This window comes from Phaeodactylibacter luteus, from assembly GCF_007993045.1.
Lineage (GTDB): Bacteria > Bacteroidota > Bacteroidia > Chitinophagales > Saprospiraceae > Phaeodactylibacter > Phaeodactylibacter luteus.
In genome coordinates this window covers 38671-56507 of the sequence record NZ_VOOR01000009.1, presented here as the reverse complement: position 1 = coordinate 56507, position 17837 = coordinate 38671, and the positions used below count along the sequence as shown (strand labels likewise).

Sequence of the window (17837 nt, the reverse complement as noted above, 5' to 3'; positions counted from 1 at the left end):
CCATGAAGACCACACCACTTACCGCCGTACACCAAGAGCTGGGCGCTCGTATGGCTGAATTTGCCGGATACAATATGCCCATTTCTTATGAGGGCATCAAAGAAGAGCACCACCAAGTCCGCAGCGGGATTGGCGTTTTTGACGTTTCCCATATGGGGGAGTTCATCATCCGTGGCCGGCAAGCGCTAGACCTCGTTCAGCATGTCACTTCCAACAACGCAGCCAAGCTGGCTATCGGGGATGCGCAGTATTCTTGTATCCCCAACGATAAAGGGGGGATTGTAGACGACTGCCTGGTGTACCGATTGCCCGAGGATATGTGCGCAGCAGGCGAAATGGCCTTTATGATGGTCGTGAACGCTTCTAATATAGAAAAGGACTGGGCCTGGATCCAATCCCAGAATACCTTCGATACTGCTATGATCGATATTTCTGGCGATACGGCTTTGCTCGCCGTGCAAGGCCCCAAGGCTATCGGAGTGATGCAGCCCCTGACGGAGGTAGACCTGGCTGGCATGAAGTATTACACCTTTGCCAAAGGTACTTTCGCAGGTATAGATAATGTGCTCATCTCCGCTACGGGCTACACTGGCGCAGGAGGCTTTGAACTGTATGTGCGCTCAGATCAGGCTAAGGCGTTGTGGCATGCTGTGATGGAGGCAGGAGCCGCTTTTGGCATAAAGCCTATCGGGCTGGGAGCTCGCGACACGCTCCGCCTGGAAATGGGTTTTTGCCTTTACGGCAATGACATCGATGACACGACCTCCCCAATAGAAGCTGGGCTGGGGTGGATCACCAAGACCAAGAAAGGGCCTTTCATCAGCCGCGAGGTGTTTGCCAAACAGCGCGAAGAGGGGGTGAGCCGAAAGCTGTGTGGGTTTGTTTTGCCCGATGAGCGCCGCGTGCCCCGCCATGGCTATGCTATTTTGGACGAGGCTGGGGAGGAGATCGGTGTAGTGACCTCCGGCACTCTATCCCCATCTTTGGGCTACCCCATTGGTATGGGCTATGTCGCCAACGGCGCACATGCCCCCGGCACTACGCTATGGGTACAGGCTGGGAAAAAGCAGCTCAAAGCAACCGTGGCCAAGGCGCCTTTCTACAAGCCTGGCGCTTGATTTTCTTTGGAGCTCGGGCCAGGCAAGCGGTGATTTTTCTAGCCTGGCCCATGCCATTTCTAAACAAAAGTGCGCACTTACTCATTGTAATACATCCGGACGTACCGAATCTACCGGCGAAATTAGTAGCAAATGACACTCGAAGAAGGCAAAGAGAAGTTCTTACAATCGTGGGGAGCCCTGGGATCAAGCTGGGGGATCAACCGAACAATGGCTCAAATACACGCTCTTTTGCTGATTTCTCCAGAAGCTTTGAGCGCAGAGGAAGTGATGGAAGAGCTCAAAATCAGCCGGGGCAATGCCAATATGAACATCCGGGCGCTGATAGACTGGGGGCTGGCTTATAAAGAGCTCAAAACCGGAGAGCGCCGGGAGTACTTTGTAGCAGAAAAAGATATGTGGGAGGTCGTCAAAAGCATCATCGTGCAGCGCAAGAAGCGGGAACTCGAGCCTATGCTCCGCGTATTGGACGAAATCTCCAGCATTGAGGGCAACAGTAAAGAAGCTCGCGAGTTCACAGAGATTATCCGTGAAATCAAGCTTTTCTCCTCTAAAGCGGATTCTACCTTGGACACCCTGGTCAAAGCAGATTCCAATTGGTTCGTAGGTACCTTTATGAAAATGATCAAGTAGGGGCAGCCGCCTTATGCTTCAGCAGGGCCTTCGCCCTCTTCTTCCTCCCCTTCTTCCCGGATGTGCCCCTCTTCGTACAGCTTGTCGAACAATTGGTTCAGCCGGTACATCTCATCTAGTGTATCATCCATATAAAATGCTATTTCCGGGATGCGGCGGATGTGCTTGCGGATGCGGTGGGAGAGGGCTTGCTTGAGCCGTGCCATCTCATTGTCCATTTGTAGGATGACAGACTGCTTATCCTCTGTATTGTAAACACTGAGGTAGATTTTGGCACTGCTGAAATCCGGAGATATTTTGACTTGGGTGACAGTTACCAAAGGCTCCGGGCCATATACGTAGCTGCCTTCGTTTTGAAGGACAAGCCCGAAATTGCGCTTGATGAGTTCTGCAACTTGTAATTGTCTTTTCGTCTCCATAAATTTCTTTTCATTTTAGCTGCTGCTGCGGCTTGCCTTTTCATTTGGGGCGCCAAAGATACGATTATTCAGTGGGTATGTCAACGCTTATTCTGGCAGCAGCTTAAGGGGGCATTCATATGTTTCCAAGATTCCAACAATTTGTGAGCAGGAGGGTTTCAACACCGCGCTATTCTTTCTACTTTTGAAGGCAGCTATGAATTTTCTGGAGTCTGACATATCATACCTCAAAGGCGTTGGCCCCAAGCGGGCCGAACTGCTCAATAAGGAGCTCAGCATTTTTACCGTAGGTGACCTGCTGCAACAGTTCCCTCATCGCTATATTGACAAGACGCAGTTCCACCGCATTAACGAGCTGAGGGAGGACAGCGGGGAAGTGCAGCTGAAAGGTACCCTGAGGCGGCTCGTAACGGTGGGGGAAGGGCGCAAAAAGCGCTTGACTGCCCGTTTTAGAGATGAAACCGGCGCCATAGACCTGGTCTGGTTTTCTGGTGTGAGCTGGCTCGAAAAACAGCTGGAAGTCGGGAAGCCGTATGTGATTTATGGTAGGGTCAATGCCTTTCGCGACAAGCTGAGCATCCCGCACCCAGAAATGGAGGAGGCTGCAGCAGAACAGCAAAAAAAAGCGGTGGCTTTCGCCCCGGTCTACCCTAGTACCGAAAAATTGAATACCAAAGGGCTTGATGCCCGCAACCGCCGCCGCATCATGGCCGGCCTTTTCGAAAAGCTCAACCCACAAGACCTAGCCGAAAACCTTCCGCCCTACCTGGTCCAAAAATTCCGTTTCCCTTCCCGCTACGAAGCCCTTCGGATTATCCACTTCCCAAGGTCGGAGGCAGAACTGCAGCTCGCCCGCAACCGCCTTAAATTTGAAGAGCTCTTCTTCCTGCAGCTGCGCCTGTTGCAGATCCGCCGCCGCAGAGATGCCATCAAAGGGTACCGCTTTGGGACAGTAGGGGAGTACTTTATGAAGTTTTATGAGGAAAAACTGCCTTTTGAGCTCACCCATGCCCAAAAGCGAGTGCTCCGCGAAATCCGTCGGGACTTGGGCCGGGCGGTGCAAATGAACCGCCTTCTGCAGGGCGATGTCGGCAGCGGCAAAACCATTGTCGGCCTGATGACCATGCTGCTTGCCCTGGACAACGGCTACCAGGCTTGCCTGCTGGCGCCAACTGAAATCTTGGCACAACAGCACTATCACTCCATTTCCGCTTACTTGGAAGGCATGGACGTAGAGGTAGGCTTCCTCTCGGGCAGTGTAAAAGGTAAGAAGCGCAAGGCCCTGCTCCAACGCTTGGCAGCCGGGGAGGTGCATTTCCTCATCGGCACACACGCCATCCTGGAAGACCCCGTGGTCTTTCAAAACCTCGGGCTGGCCATTACCGATGAGCAGCACCGCTTTGGCGTAGCACAGCGGGCGAGGCTGTGGCGCAAAGCCTCTCCTTGCCCGCCTCATATCTTGGTCATGACAGCTACGCCCATCCCCCGTACCCTGGCCATGACCCTCTACGGAGACCTCGACGTTTCTGTCATCGACGAGCTGCCGCCGGGCCGAAAAGAAATCAAGACCTTGCACAAAAACGAAAATAACCGGATGCGGGTCATTGGCTTTATGCGGGAAGAAATTGCGAAAGGGCGGCAGGTCTATGTCGTCTACCCGCTCATTGAAGAGTCCGAAACACTAGACTTGCAAAACTTGCAGGACGGGTACGAGGCCCTGCAGCGCGAATTCCCGCCCCCCGATTACCAGATCAGCATTGTGCACGGGCGCATGAAGCCAGACGATAAGGACTATGAAATGCAGCGCTTTGTTTCCGGCAAAACCCAGATCATGGTAGCCACTACCGTCATCGAGGTCGGTGTGAATGTGCCCAATGCTTCCGTTATGGTCATCGAGAACACCGAGCGCTTTGGGCTCTCCCAATTGCATCAGCTGCGGGGCCGGGTCGGACGGGGGGCAGAACAGTCGTATTGCATACTCATGTCTAGCTTCAAACTGAGCAAGGAGAGCAAAGAACGCATCAGCACTATGGTGCGCACCAACAACGGCTTCGAAATTGCTGAAGCCGACCTCAAACTGCGCGGGCCTGGCAATATTGAAGGTACACAGCAAAGTGGCATCCTCAATTTCAAAATTGCTGACCTCGCCCGCGATGGGCGCATTTTGCAGACGGCCCGCGAAGTGGCTGCCCGCATACTGGATGATGACCCTCAGCTGGAACGCCCTGAGCACCACCCGGCTAAGTGGCACCTCGAAAAACATGGCCGCAAACTCAAAGGCTGGAGCCGGATCTCCTGATTTTTGCTGCCTACCCAACCTTTTTGCCCCGCACGGGGGTCTACCTTACCAGCATAAACCAAAAAACATAAGCCTATGAATACCCGACTGTTATTCGGTCTGGCCGTACTGCTGATGAGCACCCTAGCTTTTAGTTGCGAAAAGAGCGAAGCCTATGCAGATTCTCCGCTGCTGGGCTACTGGAAGTTCGACGGCCACCCTGCTACCGACACCCAAGCCTACTTGCGCGTGCCCAATGATGAGGGCCTGGACGTGATGGAGAAAAGCCAGATGATAGAGCTGCGAGCGGATGGCACCTACCGGGTGTTCCAATGGAGCTGGTGCGGTACGCCGCCTTCCTACACAGGTTGGTACGATGGCACCTGGGAGCAGGTCAGCGATATGCCGCTCACCATCAAGCTTTCGCAAAATGGCTATGATCAGCTCCGGGAAGTAGCTGAAGTGACCAACGATCAGCTCTTGCTAAGGTATCTGTACTAATTCGCCACGCACACAAGCTGCTGGCAAACCTAATTTTTTCATAGAACGCTATTGCCGACCGGGCTGCAGCTTTAAAGGGCTGGCAGCCCGTTGTCTTTGCACCAAACGCCCCTGCTCAGCTATACCGGGCAGGGGCCCTTGGTAGTTGTACGTTCAGCCGGGGGCAGGCCCCCGTCAGGCGTACTTTTCTGTAAAGGCATGCATGACGTCCGCCAATACTTGCACGCTTTCTAAGTCCATCGCATTGTACAGAGAAGCCCGGAAACCGCCAACAGAGCGGTGCCCTTTTACACCAGAACAGCCCGCCTCTTCGCACAGCTCCAAGAAAGGGGCAAACAAGTCTTCCCGCCCTTCGATGAGGTTGAACGTAGCATTCATGACAGAGCGGTCTTCTGCCGCAGCCACCGTCCCATCAAATAAAGGGTTGCTGTCTATGGCCTCGTACATCAGCTTGGCTTTGGCTTCATTGCGGGCCTGCATGGCCTTCAGCCCCCCGTTGGCTTTTACCCAGCGCAGGGTGAGCATGCTCACATAGATCGGGAATACCGGCGGGGTGTTGAAAGAAGAGCCCTTCTTGATGTGGGTCCGGTAGTCGAGCATAGTTGGGATATGACGGCCCACCTTGCCAAGCGCATCCTTGCGGACAATGACCAAGGTGACCCCAGCCGGGCCCATATTCTTCTGTGCCCCGGCATAGATCAGGTCAAAGCGCTCCGTATCTACCGGCTTGCTGAAAATGTCGGAAGACATGTCCGCTACCAACCGGGTTGCTGTTTCTGGCAGGGCCTTGTACTGCGTTCCGAAAATAGTATTGTTGGTCGTGATGTGGAGGTAAGTAAGCCCATCAGGGATAGGATAGCCCTTGGGGATGGCGTTGTAATTGGAGGCCTTGGACGAGGCGACCACTTCTACTGGCCCGAAGGCCTGTGCTTCTTTGATGGCTTTGGCCGACCAGCTGCCGGTATCCACATAGCCGCCTTTGCCCTTCTCGTCCAGCAAGTTCATAGCGGTCATGAAAAACTGTGAGCTGGCACCGCCTTGCAGGAAAAGAACCTCATAGGCGTCGCTCAGCCCAAGCAGATCGCGCACCAGCACCTGTGCCTCATCTAGTACTGCAGTGAACTGTGGGCTGCGGTGGGATATTTCCAAAAGCGATAAGCCCATGCCGTTAAAATCCCGTACAGCTTCTGCTGCCTGTTCAAAAACGGGCTGCGGCAAAATGGCCGGGCCTGCACTGAAATTGTGTTTCTTCATGGTATCGGGTATTATGTCCTTAAGGGCAAATGTAGCATTTTGAATGTTTTATTGCAGCAGGGGGGCAGCCATCGTACGGCCTTTTTAAGCTAAAAAAAATGTGCAAGCCGAATTTCAAGGCCAAAGAAAGCAACCCGGCGCCAAACAGATGCCCCTGCACAATGTGATGGGGCCTGCACCTGCTGCCATACAGCAGGTGCCGCTATGCTACGGGGCTCGCTATCCGCTCGGCCTTATCAGGCCTGCCGCCCCTGCGCAGCGCTAGTCCGGTGCGATCCGAGTGCCATAAGCTTGCGATATTTTGGCCCGCGCCCAAGCAACCTTTGCCCACAAATGCCATCTTTGCTGTTAAGCCCGGGGGGGAGCACCCTGCCGGACAACAAAATAGGCTCGATGCGCTAGGCCAGCGTACTATAACCCTGCAATGCCCCGGCCCATCAATGCCAATGTATCATTAAAAGCATGTTTGGAGCTCGTTAATCTTGCAAATCAACGTTTTATGAGCCTGGCCTCCTCACTGGTTTTCTATTTAGCCCGCTCAGCTCAAATGTAGTGGCTTCGCAGGCACAGCAAGCGTGCATAAACTTTTGATTTTCGTGGCTAAACCGCTCCAAACAGGCACTAAAAACCAACCAATCATGAAAAAGCTTACTCTTCTTGGCCTGCTTATGGCCACTACCTTTGCCTACCAGGCCTGTGCACAGAGCCAGGGCAAAACCTTTTCGGCAGTCGCGCTGGCCATTTCCGCAGATGTCATTATCACACAGGGCCCTCATAGTTACGAAGTGGAGGGGCCAGAAGATGCGGTAAAAGAGGTCGCCATCACCGCAGATGGGGAGACCTTGGGCATTGGGCTCAAAAAAAAGGTAAGGAACTGGCGAGGCCGGGGCGTTGTGGTCCGGGTCAGCATGCCGAGCCTGAAAGCCATTTCCATTGGCGGCTCAGGCAATGTGACAGTAGAGCCCGGCTTCAATAACCTGGATCGCCTGGAGCTGGCTATTGGGGGCTCCGGCGACATCAACATCCAAGGCAAAGCCAACAAAGTGGAAATCAGCGTAGCCGGCAGTGGCGACGTGGATGCCTCCGGGCTGGATATGCAAGCCTGTGAAGTGAGCATTGCCGGCAGCGGCGATGTGAAACTTGGCAATGCCGAACGGCTAGAAGTGAGCATAGCCGGTAGCGGCGATGTCCGTTACAAAGGCAACCCCCGTTTAGAAAAAAGCATCGTAGGCAGCGGGGATGTCCGCCGCATGGAATAAGCTTAAGTGCGCCAAGACGAGTAGCCCGGCAGGCCTTACCCCCTGCCGGGCTGCTCGCATTTCGGGGCCTAGCGGCAGCTGTGGTTTTTGCCTGATAGCAGGAAGAGGCCATCGCCCTTTCCAATTATCCTGCCAATCGGATTTGCCGGGTAACGGCAGATTATGCATTTTAGCTGTCCGACAACGATGTGACTGCCCATGCCCAAGCGTTTCCCCTTTGATGCCCAGCACGATGCCATGGACTGTGGCCCGGCCTGCCTGCGGATGGTCGCGCGCCACTATGGCAAGGCATATCCACTGCCATATCTGCGCGAGCAAACGGGGGTTGACCGAGAGGGCAGCGCCTTGCAAGGGCTGGTATATGCTGCAGAGAAAATGGGGTTTCAGGCCTTGCCGGCCTTGCTGCCCCTAACCGGTGCTGCAGAGCAGCCCGGCTTGGAAGATGCCCCCTTGCCGCTTATCGTGCACTGGGAGCAGCGGCACTTCGTAGTGGTCTATCAGATTGGGCGCAATACGGTACGTATTGCAGATCCGGCCTTGGGCTTGCGGCGTTTGAGCAAGGCTGACTTCCTAAATGCTTATGAGCAGAAGGGGGCGTCTGGGATCGCCCTATTGCTGGAGCCACAGCCCGCTTTTTACGAACAGGAGCCGCCACAGCCCGGAGGGGAGGGCAGTGCGCGCTACCTTTGGGCTCACCTCCGCCCCTACCGTCATTATATTGGGCAGTTGGCACTAGGGCTGCTGCTGGCCAGTATTGTTCAGCTGGCTTTCCCTTTGCTGACTCAGGCTATTGTCGATATTGGCATCCGGAATGCAGATTTGGGCTTCATCCGCTTGGCCCTCCTGGCACAGCTGTCCTTGTTTGCCGGGCGGGCCACAATCCGTATCCTGCAAAACCGCATACTATTGCACCTGGGCACCCGGGTCAACGTCTCTTTGATTGCCGACTTTCTGCAGCGGTTGCTGTCTTTGCCGCTTTCCTTCCTGGATACCCGGCAGACGGGCGATCTGCTGCAGCGCATAGGCGACCACCGCAGGATAGAGCAGTTTTTGGCACAATCTTCCCTCAGCTTTTTGTTTTCGGTATTCAGTTTGTTGGTCTTCGGGGGGATCTTGGCCTTTTATCACGTGGGGTTGTTTTTGGTTTTTTTGCTGAGCAGTACTGCTTATCTGGGGTGGGTCGCCCTTTTCTTAGGGAGGCGCCGTGCAGTGGACCATATGCGCTTCCGCGAAGGGGCCAACAGCCAAAACCGCCTTATCGAAATCATTCAGGGCATGGCAGAAATTAAACTGCAGGGCAGCGGGCAGAAGCGGCGCTGGCAGTGGATGGAGGTACAAGCCCAGCTGTTCAGGGCCAACCTGAAGGCGCTGAATATTGAAGAGGCGCAAGATAATGGCGCTGCAGTGATCAGTCAGCTGAAGGATATCTTGATCACCGTGCTGAGCGCACAGCTCGTCATTGAGGGGCAGATCACACTGGGCATGATGCTAGCGGTGCAATTTATTCTGGGGCAAGCCAATCTGCCGCTGAGCAGGCTAGTATCCTTTGCCCGCCAATGGCAGGATGCAAAGCTTAGCTTCGCCCGCTTGGCAGATGTACATCACGCTGCACCAGAACAATCGGCTTCCCCGGGCCTGCCCCTCCGCGCAGGGGCGCAGGCCATCAAACTGGAGGGGGTCAGCTTCCGCTATTCTGCCCTTAGCCCATTAGCCCTTCGGGAGGTCAGTCTGGCCATCCCTGCCGGCAAGGTAACGGCTATTGTTGGGCGCAGCGGGAGCGGGAAAACCACTCTCCTAAAACTGCTTTTGTCGTTTTATGAGCCAGAGCAGGGGCAGATTTTTGTTGGTGGGCAGCCGCTCGCACAATTGGATAAAGCAGCGTGGCGGAGCCGGTGCGGGGCGGTATTGCAAGATGGCTTTGTCTTTTCAGATACCTTGGCGAACAATATAGCAGAGAGCAGCACCGCCCCAGATCCTCATCAGCTGGAAAAAGCAATACGGATGGCAGGGCTTGAAGAGGACTTGCAAGATCTCCCGCTAGGGCTGCAGACCAAAGTAGGCGGGCAGGGCAGCGGCATCAGTCAGGGGCAGCGGCAGCGCCTATTGCTGGCCCGCGCAGTTTATAAATCCCCAGATTATTTGTTTCTTGATGAAGCAACGAATGCCTTGGATGCCAACACAGAACGGATCATCAACCGGAACTTGGCAGCGTTCCAATCTGGGAGGACTACGGTAGTCATCGCCCATCGCCTGAGCACCGTCCGGCAAGCCGATCAGATTGTCGTGCTTGAGAAAGGGCAAATTGTGGAGCAGGGCAGTCATGCCGCATTGATAAATGCCCGGGGCGCCTATTTCCAGCTTATCAGAAACCAGCTTGAACTTGGAGAATAAAGGACATACGGGGCCAGAAGGCGAGAGCGTTCCGCTCTTGGTACGGCAGATGCTGGGCCGGCCGCCGGGCTGGGCGCTCCGCTGGGGCATGGTTGCGGCAGGAGTTGCCCTTGCCCTGCTGATTGCCCTGGCGGCAGTAATCCGCTACCCGGATGTGGTGGAAGCCGAGGTGTTGCTCTGGGAAGGGGGGCTCCCGATTGAAGTCCGTGCCCCTTTCTCCGGCGTTGTAGCGCTATGGGTGGAGGATGGGCAACAAGTAGCGGAAGGAGAGTGGCTGTTCAGCAGAAAAGGAAGCATGAGCGGGGCCGCTGCGGAGGAGCTTGAAGCTTGGCTTGCTGGCGGTGCAGCCGGGTCGTTGCCGAGCCTTGAAGGCCTTGGCATACTGGAAGCGCCATGGGCTGCCTACCTACAGGCCAGGCTGGCTCTTGAAGATGAAACTCACCTTAGTGCCATAAGCCAGCAACTGGCAAGCTTGGCCGTTCAGCAGCGGGCACAGGAGCAGCTTGATAGTGTTTTTACAGCGCAGGCTTTTAGCTTGGAGCGGGAAGCTGCTCTGGCGGAAGTAGACTGGGAGCGGGCAAAAACGCTTTTGGCAGGTGGGGGCATCAGCCAATTGGAAGTAGATCGGGCGGAGGTGGCTTGGCTGAGGGCTATGGAAGCTTTGCGCCAGGTGGCCTTGGCCCAGCAAGGCAACAACCGGGAGCTGCAGCGCTTACGCCGTGAGCAGATCATCCTCCGTGAGCAGGGGCGTCAACAGCTGCGGGAACGGGAAAGCGAGCTCAGCTTGTCCCTCGCCCAGCTAAAATCTGCCTATGCAACTTGGCGCTCTGCTGCGGTAGGGGAAGCGCCGGTCTCAGGGCGTGTGCAGCTGCGCAGGCAGCTACAGGACGGCGTTTACATTCCAGCTGGGGGGGCAATGCTAGCCCTTGTCCCAGATGAACCGCAGCAGGGATGCCATGCAGCAGGGTTCCTCTCTGCCAAAGGGCTCGGGAAGGTCAGGCCAGGGCAGCCCGCCCGCCTTTCGTTGCCAGGCTATCCTGAAGCTGAGTTTGGCGCGCTGCAAGCCACGGTGTCGAGCATCGGGCAAGTAGCCGAAGAAAGCCAATGGCCCTTGAGCCTGATCGTGGAATGCCCATGGGTTACGGTATATGGTGATACGCTCAGCATCAAGCCCGGTACGCCTGCACTTGCCCGTATCCGTACGGCAGACCGTTCACTGCTGCAGCGCTTAGCTGGGCAGCTGTGGATGCTGGCCGGGCATTAAGAGATGCTAGCATAGCATCTCTAAGTGCTGGCTTGGAAAATACTATAGCACCTCCTCTCTGATGCCTGCCTATCAGCTAGGGGCAGGGCTGGGCAGCTGCCGGTAATAGTCTAGGGCGCCGATAATCTGTTCTTGTGTTGCGGTGCAGTTGACTTCCACCTGCCCGGCGGCTGGAAGGAGGCTAAAGTTGATGGCTTGCCCTTCGTTTTTCTTATCGTTGCCCATGAGCTGCAAATAAGCGGTATAGTCCGTTTTATGGATCGCAGGCTTCCCGTAGACGCGCAATAAATAGTTGGTGATAGTATGGAGCGTTTCCTGGGGCAGCCCTAGCTTTTTGTGGCTGAGCCAGGCCTCACAAATCATGCCTACCGCTATGGCTTCGCCATGCAAAAGAGGGGTATCGGTTTCCAGAGCGATGCCTTCTACAGCGTGCCCAATAGTATGCCCGAAGTTGAGCGCCTTGCGTATCCCCTTCTCAAAGGGGTCGGCTGCTACAATACGTTGTTTGACCAAAAGCGACTGAGGGATGATTTCGCTCCATTCTGCTGTGTCGAGCTGGGCCAGGGTGTTGAGCCGCCCCCACTGTCCGGCATCTGCAATCAGGCTGTGCTTAAGGATTTCGGCATAACCGCTCCGGATTTCGCGGCCAGAAAGGGTCCGGAGGAAAGCAGGGTCTATGAGCACAGCCTGGGGGTCAGAGAAAAGGCCGATGCTGTTTTTGACCTGCATAAAGTCAATGCCCAGCTTGCCCCCTATGGAGGCGTCTACTTGAGAGAGCAGGGTGGTGGGGACCTGTATGAAGGGTATGCCTCTCTTAAAAGTGCTGGCTGCAAAGCCGCCCATGTCTCCAATGACGCCCCCGCCAAGGTTGATGAGGAGGGCGTCCCGGGCTGCGCTGGCCTTCATCAGCTGCTCCCAGATGAGCTGGCAAGTGGCAATGTTTTTGTGCGTTTCCCCCGCCGGTATCTCAATCAGGGTAGAGGGGTAGCCGCTCAGGGCAGGGGCAAAAGCTGGCCAGCAGTGGGCTTTGGTGTTTTCGTCCACCAGTACAAAAAGCTGGCTGAAGTGGCGCCCCTTTAAAAAGGCTGAAACAGATGGGCCAATAGGGCCGATATGGATATGGTAGGAGCCAAGGGCTAGCGTCTGCATGCTTGAAAGCTTGGTGAGGGTGCAAAACTAAGCAGTTTGGCAGGAAGAAAACAAATTTTAAAAAGCAGTATACTCCAATGCGCAAAGGTGCCGGGTGTGAACCAAAATGCCGCAGGCGTTTATGCTTTTGGGGCTCTAGTGCCTCTAGTGCCTCAAGCCATAAACCCTTGCCACCCCAAGTTTCGTTATTTTCCGCCTACTCTTCGTTAAAGAACCGCTCCTTTAGCTCGGGCTAAAGTCGCGAACCTTCGCCTTGATTAGCCGGAAAATAACTTCAACTTAAGTATCAGAGATTTATGGCTTAAGGCACTAGCCTGGCATTGGCCTAGCGCTGCGAAGGGGCGGCAGGCCTGATAAGGCCGAGCGGATAGCGAGCCCCGTAGCATAGCGGCACCTGCCATCGAGCAGGGGCAGGCCCCTATCCTTGCGGCAGGGGCAGGCCAAAAAAAACGGCAATCTGGTTTGCGCCCAAGGTGCCTGGCCAGCGGCTGCTACAGCTTAGCCAGCTGCTCAAGGAACCAGTCTTTCTCTGGCAGGGGGTTGGCGCTAGTGATCTCCTTACGAAGGTTGGCAATTTCAGCACGGTCATAAGGATTGATACGGACAAGCTTCCGGGTATAAGTGATCAGGTTGGAGTAGAGCGCTTTGTAAGAGGCGATGATGTCCTTCCTTCGGATGTAGGTCCGCATGCTCTCCAATAGGGAGTCAAGGGCGGTAGTCTCCTCCTGCTCGTAGTACATGATGATGAGCATCGCTTTGCCGTAAAGGTTCATGAGGATGTCATCAAAATCGAACTGTGCCAAAAGCTGCATGGCTTGGTTGTACTCCCGCTTGGTGAAGTGGAGCTTAGCCTTGGAGTATTGCACAAAAGTCTCTTTGTACCGTAGGGGTAGGAAGCGCTGGTTCTTTTCGATAAAATCTTCTACCCACTCGAACTGCCTGAGCGCAGTGCCCAAGTTGACAATATTGCGGAAGGTAAAGTGGGACAACGTATTGTTCTCGATCAATATCTGGCTGTCGATGCCGTTTTTGTAAAGGTCAAATAGCTCGCTCCTCATGGTATCCTGCCCCCTGTTGATCTGCGCCACACAGTAATTGATGGACATGAGGTAAATATCCCGCAGCTCATGTTTGGGGAACAAGCCTTTGTATTTCCGGATATCATTGCGCAGTTGAAGGAAGTAAGGCTCTCCGATGCCTGGAGGGCTGGTGATGGCCTTGAAGCCGTAATAATAAATGGCAATAGCTGGGTAATCGAGCAGCCCTTCCGCTTCTACATGAGATATGATTTCATCGAGGAGGTGTATTTTGTATTCGGTTTTGTAGACTTTCTGGTGAGTGGTCATGGCACAAGCCTGCCGTAGCTTATCTGCGATGAAAGTCAGGTCAAGGGCATTAGAAACCTGTTGGAGGTTCATCTCCGTTGTCCTTTTTTTCCCATCGTAGAAGGAGTACTTTTCCAGCTGTAAGAGGTATTCGTTGCGCAGGAACTGCTCGTTGCGGTAGGTGGCCTGCTCCTGCAGCCCTTCTACAGACCGTATGGCTTTCTGGAAAGCCCGGTCGAGTTTCCTTTTGCGGAAAACGCTGGCCAATGCCATACGGGCACGCACTTCATCGCTCTGTTGTTCTTGGTAAATGAGGAACTCTTCCAGGGTTTTGAGCAGGAAGTGCATGGTCTGTCGTAATTTGGCATCGTCAAAACGTTCCTTTTTGAAGATACGGGAAAAAACGCGCTCCTTCTCTAGGAACTTGTCTTCATACAAGTGCTGCCCTTTGACGAGGTACTCAAAGAGCTCTACCACATCCTCCCGTTGGTTGTGGGCCGGGGAATGAAGCCATTTTCTAAGATCGCGGACCTCTTTTTTGGAGAGGGTGCGCAGAATGAGCGTGAGGTGGCTGTTCGTCATGGCTGATATTTAAAGATTGGTCAACACAGATTTTGTTTTTTTATCTCTGTTTTTAAATGGTATTGAGTTGTTTAGGTAGATTATAACGGAATGTGTGTGCTCTGATTGCTTTTATATTTTCAACAAAATAGGAATTTTGTCTTTGAGTGCCTACATTTATTATAGCACTTTTGTAATGGGTGAGGTAGTTAGTGCTTAAAACAGCGGAACGGAACACCTTGCTATGCTGTTAAGAGAGCGTGTTGGGATTTTGGCCTTCTAGTCGGGAACTAGCAATTTTTTGATTAGACGAGGCCCGAAAACCGGAGTTTAGCGAAAGTTTCGGGGCGAAGTATAAGCGAAAAAGAGTCCTGCTGTCTAGCGGGATAGACCGATTACCAAAGTCCCAACACGCTCTAAGCAACTGCCCGCCAAATAAAGAGATGACACACACATGCTGCCGGGGCGGCACCGCGGTCCTGCCTTCCCTAGCGCTTCATAAACGGCCTAAATAAACTCTCGATGACGACGTCACGTGCTTTAACCCTCCAATTTTATCGCTGCAAAGCCTTTGCGCTGTTGACAGCGCTTTTCTTCTCATCCTTCTTCAACTTGCATGCACAAGGCTGGGACAAGTATTTTGGCGGCAACAAGGAAGACCTTGGCCATGCCGTTATCCAAACTTCAGACCTTGGCTACCTGCTCATAGGCTACAGCGAGTCTTTTGCCAACGGGCCAGATCAGGATTTGGATGTCTATGCCGTAAAAACGGATGTGGACGGCACAGTCGTCTGGGAAAAAACTTTTGACCCCGGGTTCACAGAGTTTGCCCGGTCTGTTGTCCAGACTCCGGACGAAGGCTTCCTGATTGCAGGAGAAGTATCCTTCGATGCAGTCAATGGCCCATTCGAGGGGTTGCTGATCAAAGTCTCTCGGGACGGCAAACAGGAATGGGTGAAAACGTTTTCCTACCCAGAAGAAGGTATAGTCGGCGTCCGGGTCAATGATATTGTGTTAGCGCCGGATGGCGGTTACCTCATGGCGGGCTATGTGCAGTACGAAGATGTCGATGATGATATCCTATTGATCAAGACGGACGCTGAAGGGGAGCAGGAATGGGTGCAGTTTATTGATTCGGGCCGGGATGAACAGGCAGAAGCTGCAGCTGTGATGGGCGATGGCTTTGTCATAACCGGCCGGGAAGACAGCCCTTTCCCACCCCCAATTACCTTTGGCACCGATATCGTCACGTACCGGGTAGATGCGGCTGGCAGCGTCCTATGGGAAGCACGGGTGGCTACTCTGGAAGAAGAAGCTGGCAACGATGTCCTGGTCGATGGGCAAGGGCGTGCAGTCGTAGCTGGGTTTATTGGCAACAACCGGAATGTCGGTATCTGGCGGTACGATGATTCCGGTGCGCTGGCTGATTCTGTCGTTGTCGATTTCTTTGGGCAGAGCGATGCGGCCAACGCCATCATCCCAGGCCCAGACGGGGGCTACGTGATTGGCGGCAGCACAGAGGTGAACGGCGCGAACGTAGATATGCTGATCGCGGCCTTCGATGCCAGCCTCAATCTGGAATGGTTCAACAATAATGGGGACGATTTCAATACAGATGAGGCCTTGGGCATCGCCCCAACTAGCCGGGGTGGCTATGTGATGGTCGGCTCTAGCGGAAGCCTGCTCAACTTTGTGAACGATGTGGTGCTCACCTTGACAGACGCCAACGGGCTGATACACTCGAATTATATCCGGGGCAAGGTATTTCACGACATCGACTTGGCCTGTGACATGGACCCCGGCGAGCCTGCCTTGAAGGGTTGGTTGGTCCGGGCGACGAATGCCATGGACAACGAAGTGTTCTACAGTGCAACAGATGAAAACGGGCGGTTTGAAATCCGCGTAGATACCGGAGATTACATCCTCGAGGCCTTGCCTCTGAATGCGTATTGGGAAACTTGCCTGCCTAATGGCGTGAATATTGTCTTTGAAGACACTTATGATGATATTACGGTCAATTTCCCGATTCAGGCTGTCATCCCGGATTGCCCACTGATGCAGGTAGATGTATCTACCCCTTTCTTGTCCAACTGCACAAATATTGAGTATACCGTAGCCTACGAGAATACGGGCACCGGCGATGCAGAAGCCGGCGCTATGGTAAGCCTTACATTTGACCCCCTGCTCACCTTCGAGTCAGCTTCATTGCCATTTGTAGTGGAAGATGGGGTTTATCAGTTCGACCTTGGCTCGGTCCCTTACAACGAAGGCGGTTCTTTCACCGTCAGCACGCAGATGGCCTGTGAGGGTATAGTAGAGGGGCAGGCCGCTTATGTCAGTGCCCGGATCTTTCCAGATAGCACCTGCCTGCCGCTTGACCCCAACTGGAACGGGGCAAGTGTAGGGGTAGATGGGCTTTGCAAGCAGGAAGAGGGGGTGATCGAGTTTGGGGTTTCCAATACAGGGACAGCAGCGATGAGCGCTGCTCGTGATTTCTTCATCGTAGAAGAAGACCTTGTGGTTTTCCTTACTCAGCCCTTTGAGTTGGGGCCCCTTGAAGATACTGTAGTCGCGCTGCCTGCTACAGGGGCCACCTACCGGATTGTTGCCGAGCAGGTGGAAGGGCATCCGGGCAGTTTGTTCCCTACTAAGGCCGTAGAAGGTTGTGGCACTAACGATGAGGGGACCTACAGCACTGGCTTTGTCACACAGTGGCCTGAGAATGACGCAGACCCTGCGGTCTCTGTACATGTAGATGAGATTTTTGAGGAGCAGCCAGAGGTTTATATGACGGCTCATCCCAAAGGGTTGAGGGATTCTGTCATTACCGCTGAGACGACCCTTACCTACCGCATCTTTTTCCGCAATATAGGGGAAGATACCCTGACACGGGCCGTTATCCGGGACACGCTGCCCGAAGAGCTGGACATTACCACCGTCACCCTCGGAGCGAGCAGCCACCCTGTAGATTTCGAGGTTTACCACACAGGGGTCATCAAAGCGACCTTTAATGGGCTGCAGCTGCCGGTTGCTGCTGAGGGGGTAAGCACTTCAGACTATGCCTATCTGGAGTTCCAGGTGCAGCAGCGCCCGGGGAATAGCGCAGGCACGGTCATCAACAACCGGGCGCAGGTGATATTTGATTACTATGCACCGGTGGAGACCAACCTGACGCATCATGTCATTGAAGCGCTTGATTATGGAGAGCTGCTTGAGGCCATCCCTGTGGATATAGATGTGCCTGACTGGGCAGAAAACGCAACCATTAAGGTGTACCCCAACCCGGCTTCAGCATTCATTACTTTGGAAGTGGTAGGCATACAGGGGGCGCACTCTTATCAGTTCACTTTGCTGAACATGAATGGGCAGCCGGTACGGCAAAAGGAAGTTGACGGCGCGCAGTGCATTATCTACCGGGAGGGCCTGCCCGCAGGCAGCTACATCTATTTGGTGCGTGCTGACGGAGAGAAAGTAGCGGCTGGCACGCTCATCATCCGTTAATAATTGGTTAAAAAGACTGGCACACTGATACTTAGCACGTTTAGTTGACGTTATAACAGCATAAGACTTAGGTCGTCTTATTTATTTCATGAGATTATGATTTGTTATTAGCACGAGGCTCCGTCAGTTGGCGGAGCTTCTTTTTTGTGGTGCGCCAGGCATAGCCCGCCCCTGCCTTGGAATT

General features: G+C 54.1%; 12 protein-coding genes. 8 read left to right on the top strand and 4 right to left on the bottom strand.

The annotated features are described in order from the left end of the window. The first annotated feature begins 2 nt into the window (after positions 1 to 2). Positions 3 to 1118, top strand: a complete 1116-nt coding sequence (gcvT, locus tag FRY97_RS06190; protein ID WP_147166575.1) for a glycine cleavage system aminomethyltransferase GcvT — start codon at positions 3 to 5, stop codon at positions 1116 to 1118. Positions 1119 to 1250: 132 nt separating this feature from the next. Continuing rightward, on the top strand, positions 1251 to 1751 hold the full coding sequence (locus FRY97_RS06185) for a GbsR/MarR family transcriptional regulator (RefSeq protein WP_147166574.1): 501 nt from the start codon (positions 1251 to 1253) through the stop codon (positions 1749 to 1751). Between the two features lie 11 nt (positions 1752 to 1762). On the opposite strand, the gene rbfA is transcribed toward FRY97_RS06185, so the two are convergent. Next, complete coding sequence (gene rbfA, locus FRY97_RS06180) at positions 1763 to 2170, bottom strand: 30S ribosome-binding factor RbfA (RefSeq protein WP_147166573.1); 408 nt, start codon at positions 2168 to 2170, stop codon at positions 1763 to 1765. 196 nt (positions 2171 to 2366) lie between these two features. Between rbfA and recG the strand changes: the two genes are divergently transcribed. Together recG and FRY97_RS06170 are read left to right on the top strand one after the other, a co-directional pair. Next, positions 2367 to 4469 (top strand): ATP-dependent DNA helicase RecG, encoded by a 2103-nt coding sequence (recG, locus tag FRY97_RS06175; RefSeq protein ID WP_147166572.1) that lies wholly within the window; start codon positions 2367 to 2369, stop codon positions 4467 to 4469. Positions 4470 to 4544: 75 nt separating this feature from the next. After that, positions 4545 to 4949, top strand: a complete 405-nt coding sequence (locus FRY97_RS06170; protein WP_147166571.1) for a hypothetical protein — start codon at positions 4545 to 4547, stop codon at positions 4947 to 4949. Between the two features lie 174 nt (positions 4950 to 5123). On the opposite strand, the gene serC is transcribed toward FRY97_RS06170, so the two are convergent. Next, on the bottom strand, positions 5124 to 6203 hold the full coding sequence (serC, locus tag FRY97_RS06165; protein WP_147166570.1) for a 3-phosphoserine/phosphohydroxythreonine transaminase: 1080 nt from the start codon (positions 6201 to 6203) through the stop codon (positions 5124 to 5126). 638 nt (positions 6204 to 6841) lie between these two features. Here serC and FRY97_RS06160 point away from each other — a divergent pair. The 3 genes from FRY97_RS06160 to FRY97_RS06150 all read left to right on the top strand — a co-directional run bounded on the left by FRY97_RS06160 (position 6842) and on the right by FRY97_RS06150 (position 11117). Beyond that, positions 6842 to 7462: a head GIN domain-containing protein gene (locus FRY97_RS06160; RefSeq protein ID WP_147166569.1), complete on the top strand. Its 621-nt coding sequence runs from the start codon at positions 6842 to 6844 to the stop codon at positions 7460 to 7462. Positions 7463 to 7660: 198 nt separating this feature from the next. Further along, positions 7661 to 9853, top strand: coding sequence for a peptidase domain-containing ABC transporter (locus FRY97_RS06155; protein ID WP_147166568.1), 2193 nt, complete (start codon positions 7661 to 7663; stop codon positions 9851 to 9853). Next, the gene (locus tag FRY97_RS06150; RefSeq protein WP_170254525.1) at positions 9843 to 11117 is read left to right on the top strand and encodes an HlyD family secretion protein; all 1275 of its coding nucleotides are present in this window, start codon (positions 9843 to 9845) and stop codon (positions 11115 to 11117) included. Before FRY97_RS06155 ends, FRY97_RS06150 begins: the two co-directional genes overlap by 11 nt. A gap of 72 nt (positions 11118 to 11189) precedes the next feature. On the opposite strand, the gene aroB is transcribed toward FRY97_RS06150, so the two are convergent. Continuing rightward, on the bottom strand, positions 11190 to 12266 hold the full coding sequence (gene aroB, locus FRY97_RS06145; RefSeq protein ID WP_147166566.1) for a 3-dehydroquinate synthase: 1077 nt from the start codon (positions 12264 to 12266) through the stop codon (positions 11190 to 11192). A 491-nt stretch (positions 12267 to 12757) separates the two neighbouring features. Beyond that, entirely contained in the window at positions 12758 to 14173 is a 1416-nt protein-coding gene (locus FRY97_RS06140) for a hypothetical protein (RefSeq protein ID WP_147166565.1), read from the bottom strand. 501 nt (positions 14174 to 14674) lie between these two features. On the opposite strand from FRY97_RS06140, the gene FRY97_RS06135 reads away from it, so the two are divergent. Then, a complete protein-coding gene (locus FRY97_RS06135; RefSeq protein WP_147166564.1) occupies positions 14675 to 17653 on the top strand; it encodes a T9SS type A sorting domain-containing protein in 2979 nt (992 codons plus the stop codon). The last annotated feature ends 184 nt before the right edge of the window (positions 17654 to 17837 follow it).

What these genes read in the sequence shown, in the direction of transcription:
- gcvT (WP_147166575.1), top strand. Translation starts at nt 3, where the DNA reads ATGAAGACCACACCACTTACCGCCGTACACCAAGAGCTGGGCGCTCGT.
- FRY97_RS06185 (WP_147166574.1), top strand. Translation starts at nt 1,251, where the DNA reads ATGACACTCGAAGAAGGCAAAGAGAAGTTCTTACAATCGTGGGGAGCC.
- rbfA (WP_147166573.1), bottom strand. Translation starts at nt 2,170, where the DNA reads ATGGAGACGAAAAGACAATTACAAGTTGCAGAACTCATCAAGCGCAAT.
- recG (WP_147166572.1), top strand. Translation starts at nt 2,367, where the DNA reads ATGAATTTTCTGGAGTCTGACATATCATACCTCAAAGGCGTTGGCCCC.
- FRY97_RS06170 (WP_147166571.1), top strand. Translation starts at nt 4,545, where the DNA reads ATGAATACCCGACTGTTATTCGGTCTGGCCGTACTGCTGATGAGCACC.
- serC (WP_147166570.1), bottom strand. Translation starts at nt 6,203, where the DNA reads ATGAAGAAACACAATTTCAGTGCAGGCCCGGCCATTTTGCCGCAGCCC.
- FRY97_RS06160 (WP_147166569.1), top strand. Translation starts at nt 6,842, where the DNA reads ATGAAAAAGCTTACTCTTCTTGGCCTGCTTATGGCCACTACCTTTGCC.
- FRY97_RS06155 (WP_147166568.1), top strand. Translation starts at nt 7,661, where the DNA reads ATGCCCAAGCGTTTCCCCTTTGATGCCCAGCACGATGCCATGGACTGT.
- aroB (WP_147166566.1), bottom strand. Translation starts at nt 12,266, where the DNA reads ATGCAGACGCTAGCCCTTGGCTCCTACCATATCCATATCGGCCCTATT.
- FRY97_RS06140 (WP_147166565.1), bottom strand. Translation starts at nt 14,173, where the DNA reads ATGACGAACAGCCACCTCACGCTCATTCTGCGCACCCTCTCCAAAAAA.
- FRY97_RS06135 (WP_147166564.1), top strand. Translation starts at nt 14,675, where the DNA reads ATGACGACGTCACGTGCTTTAACCCTCCAATTTTATCGCTGCAAAGCC.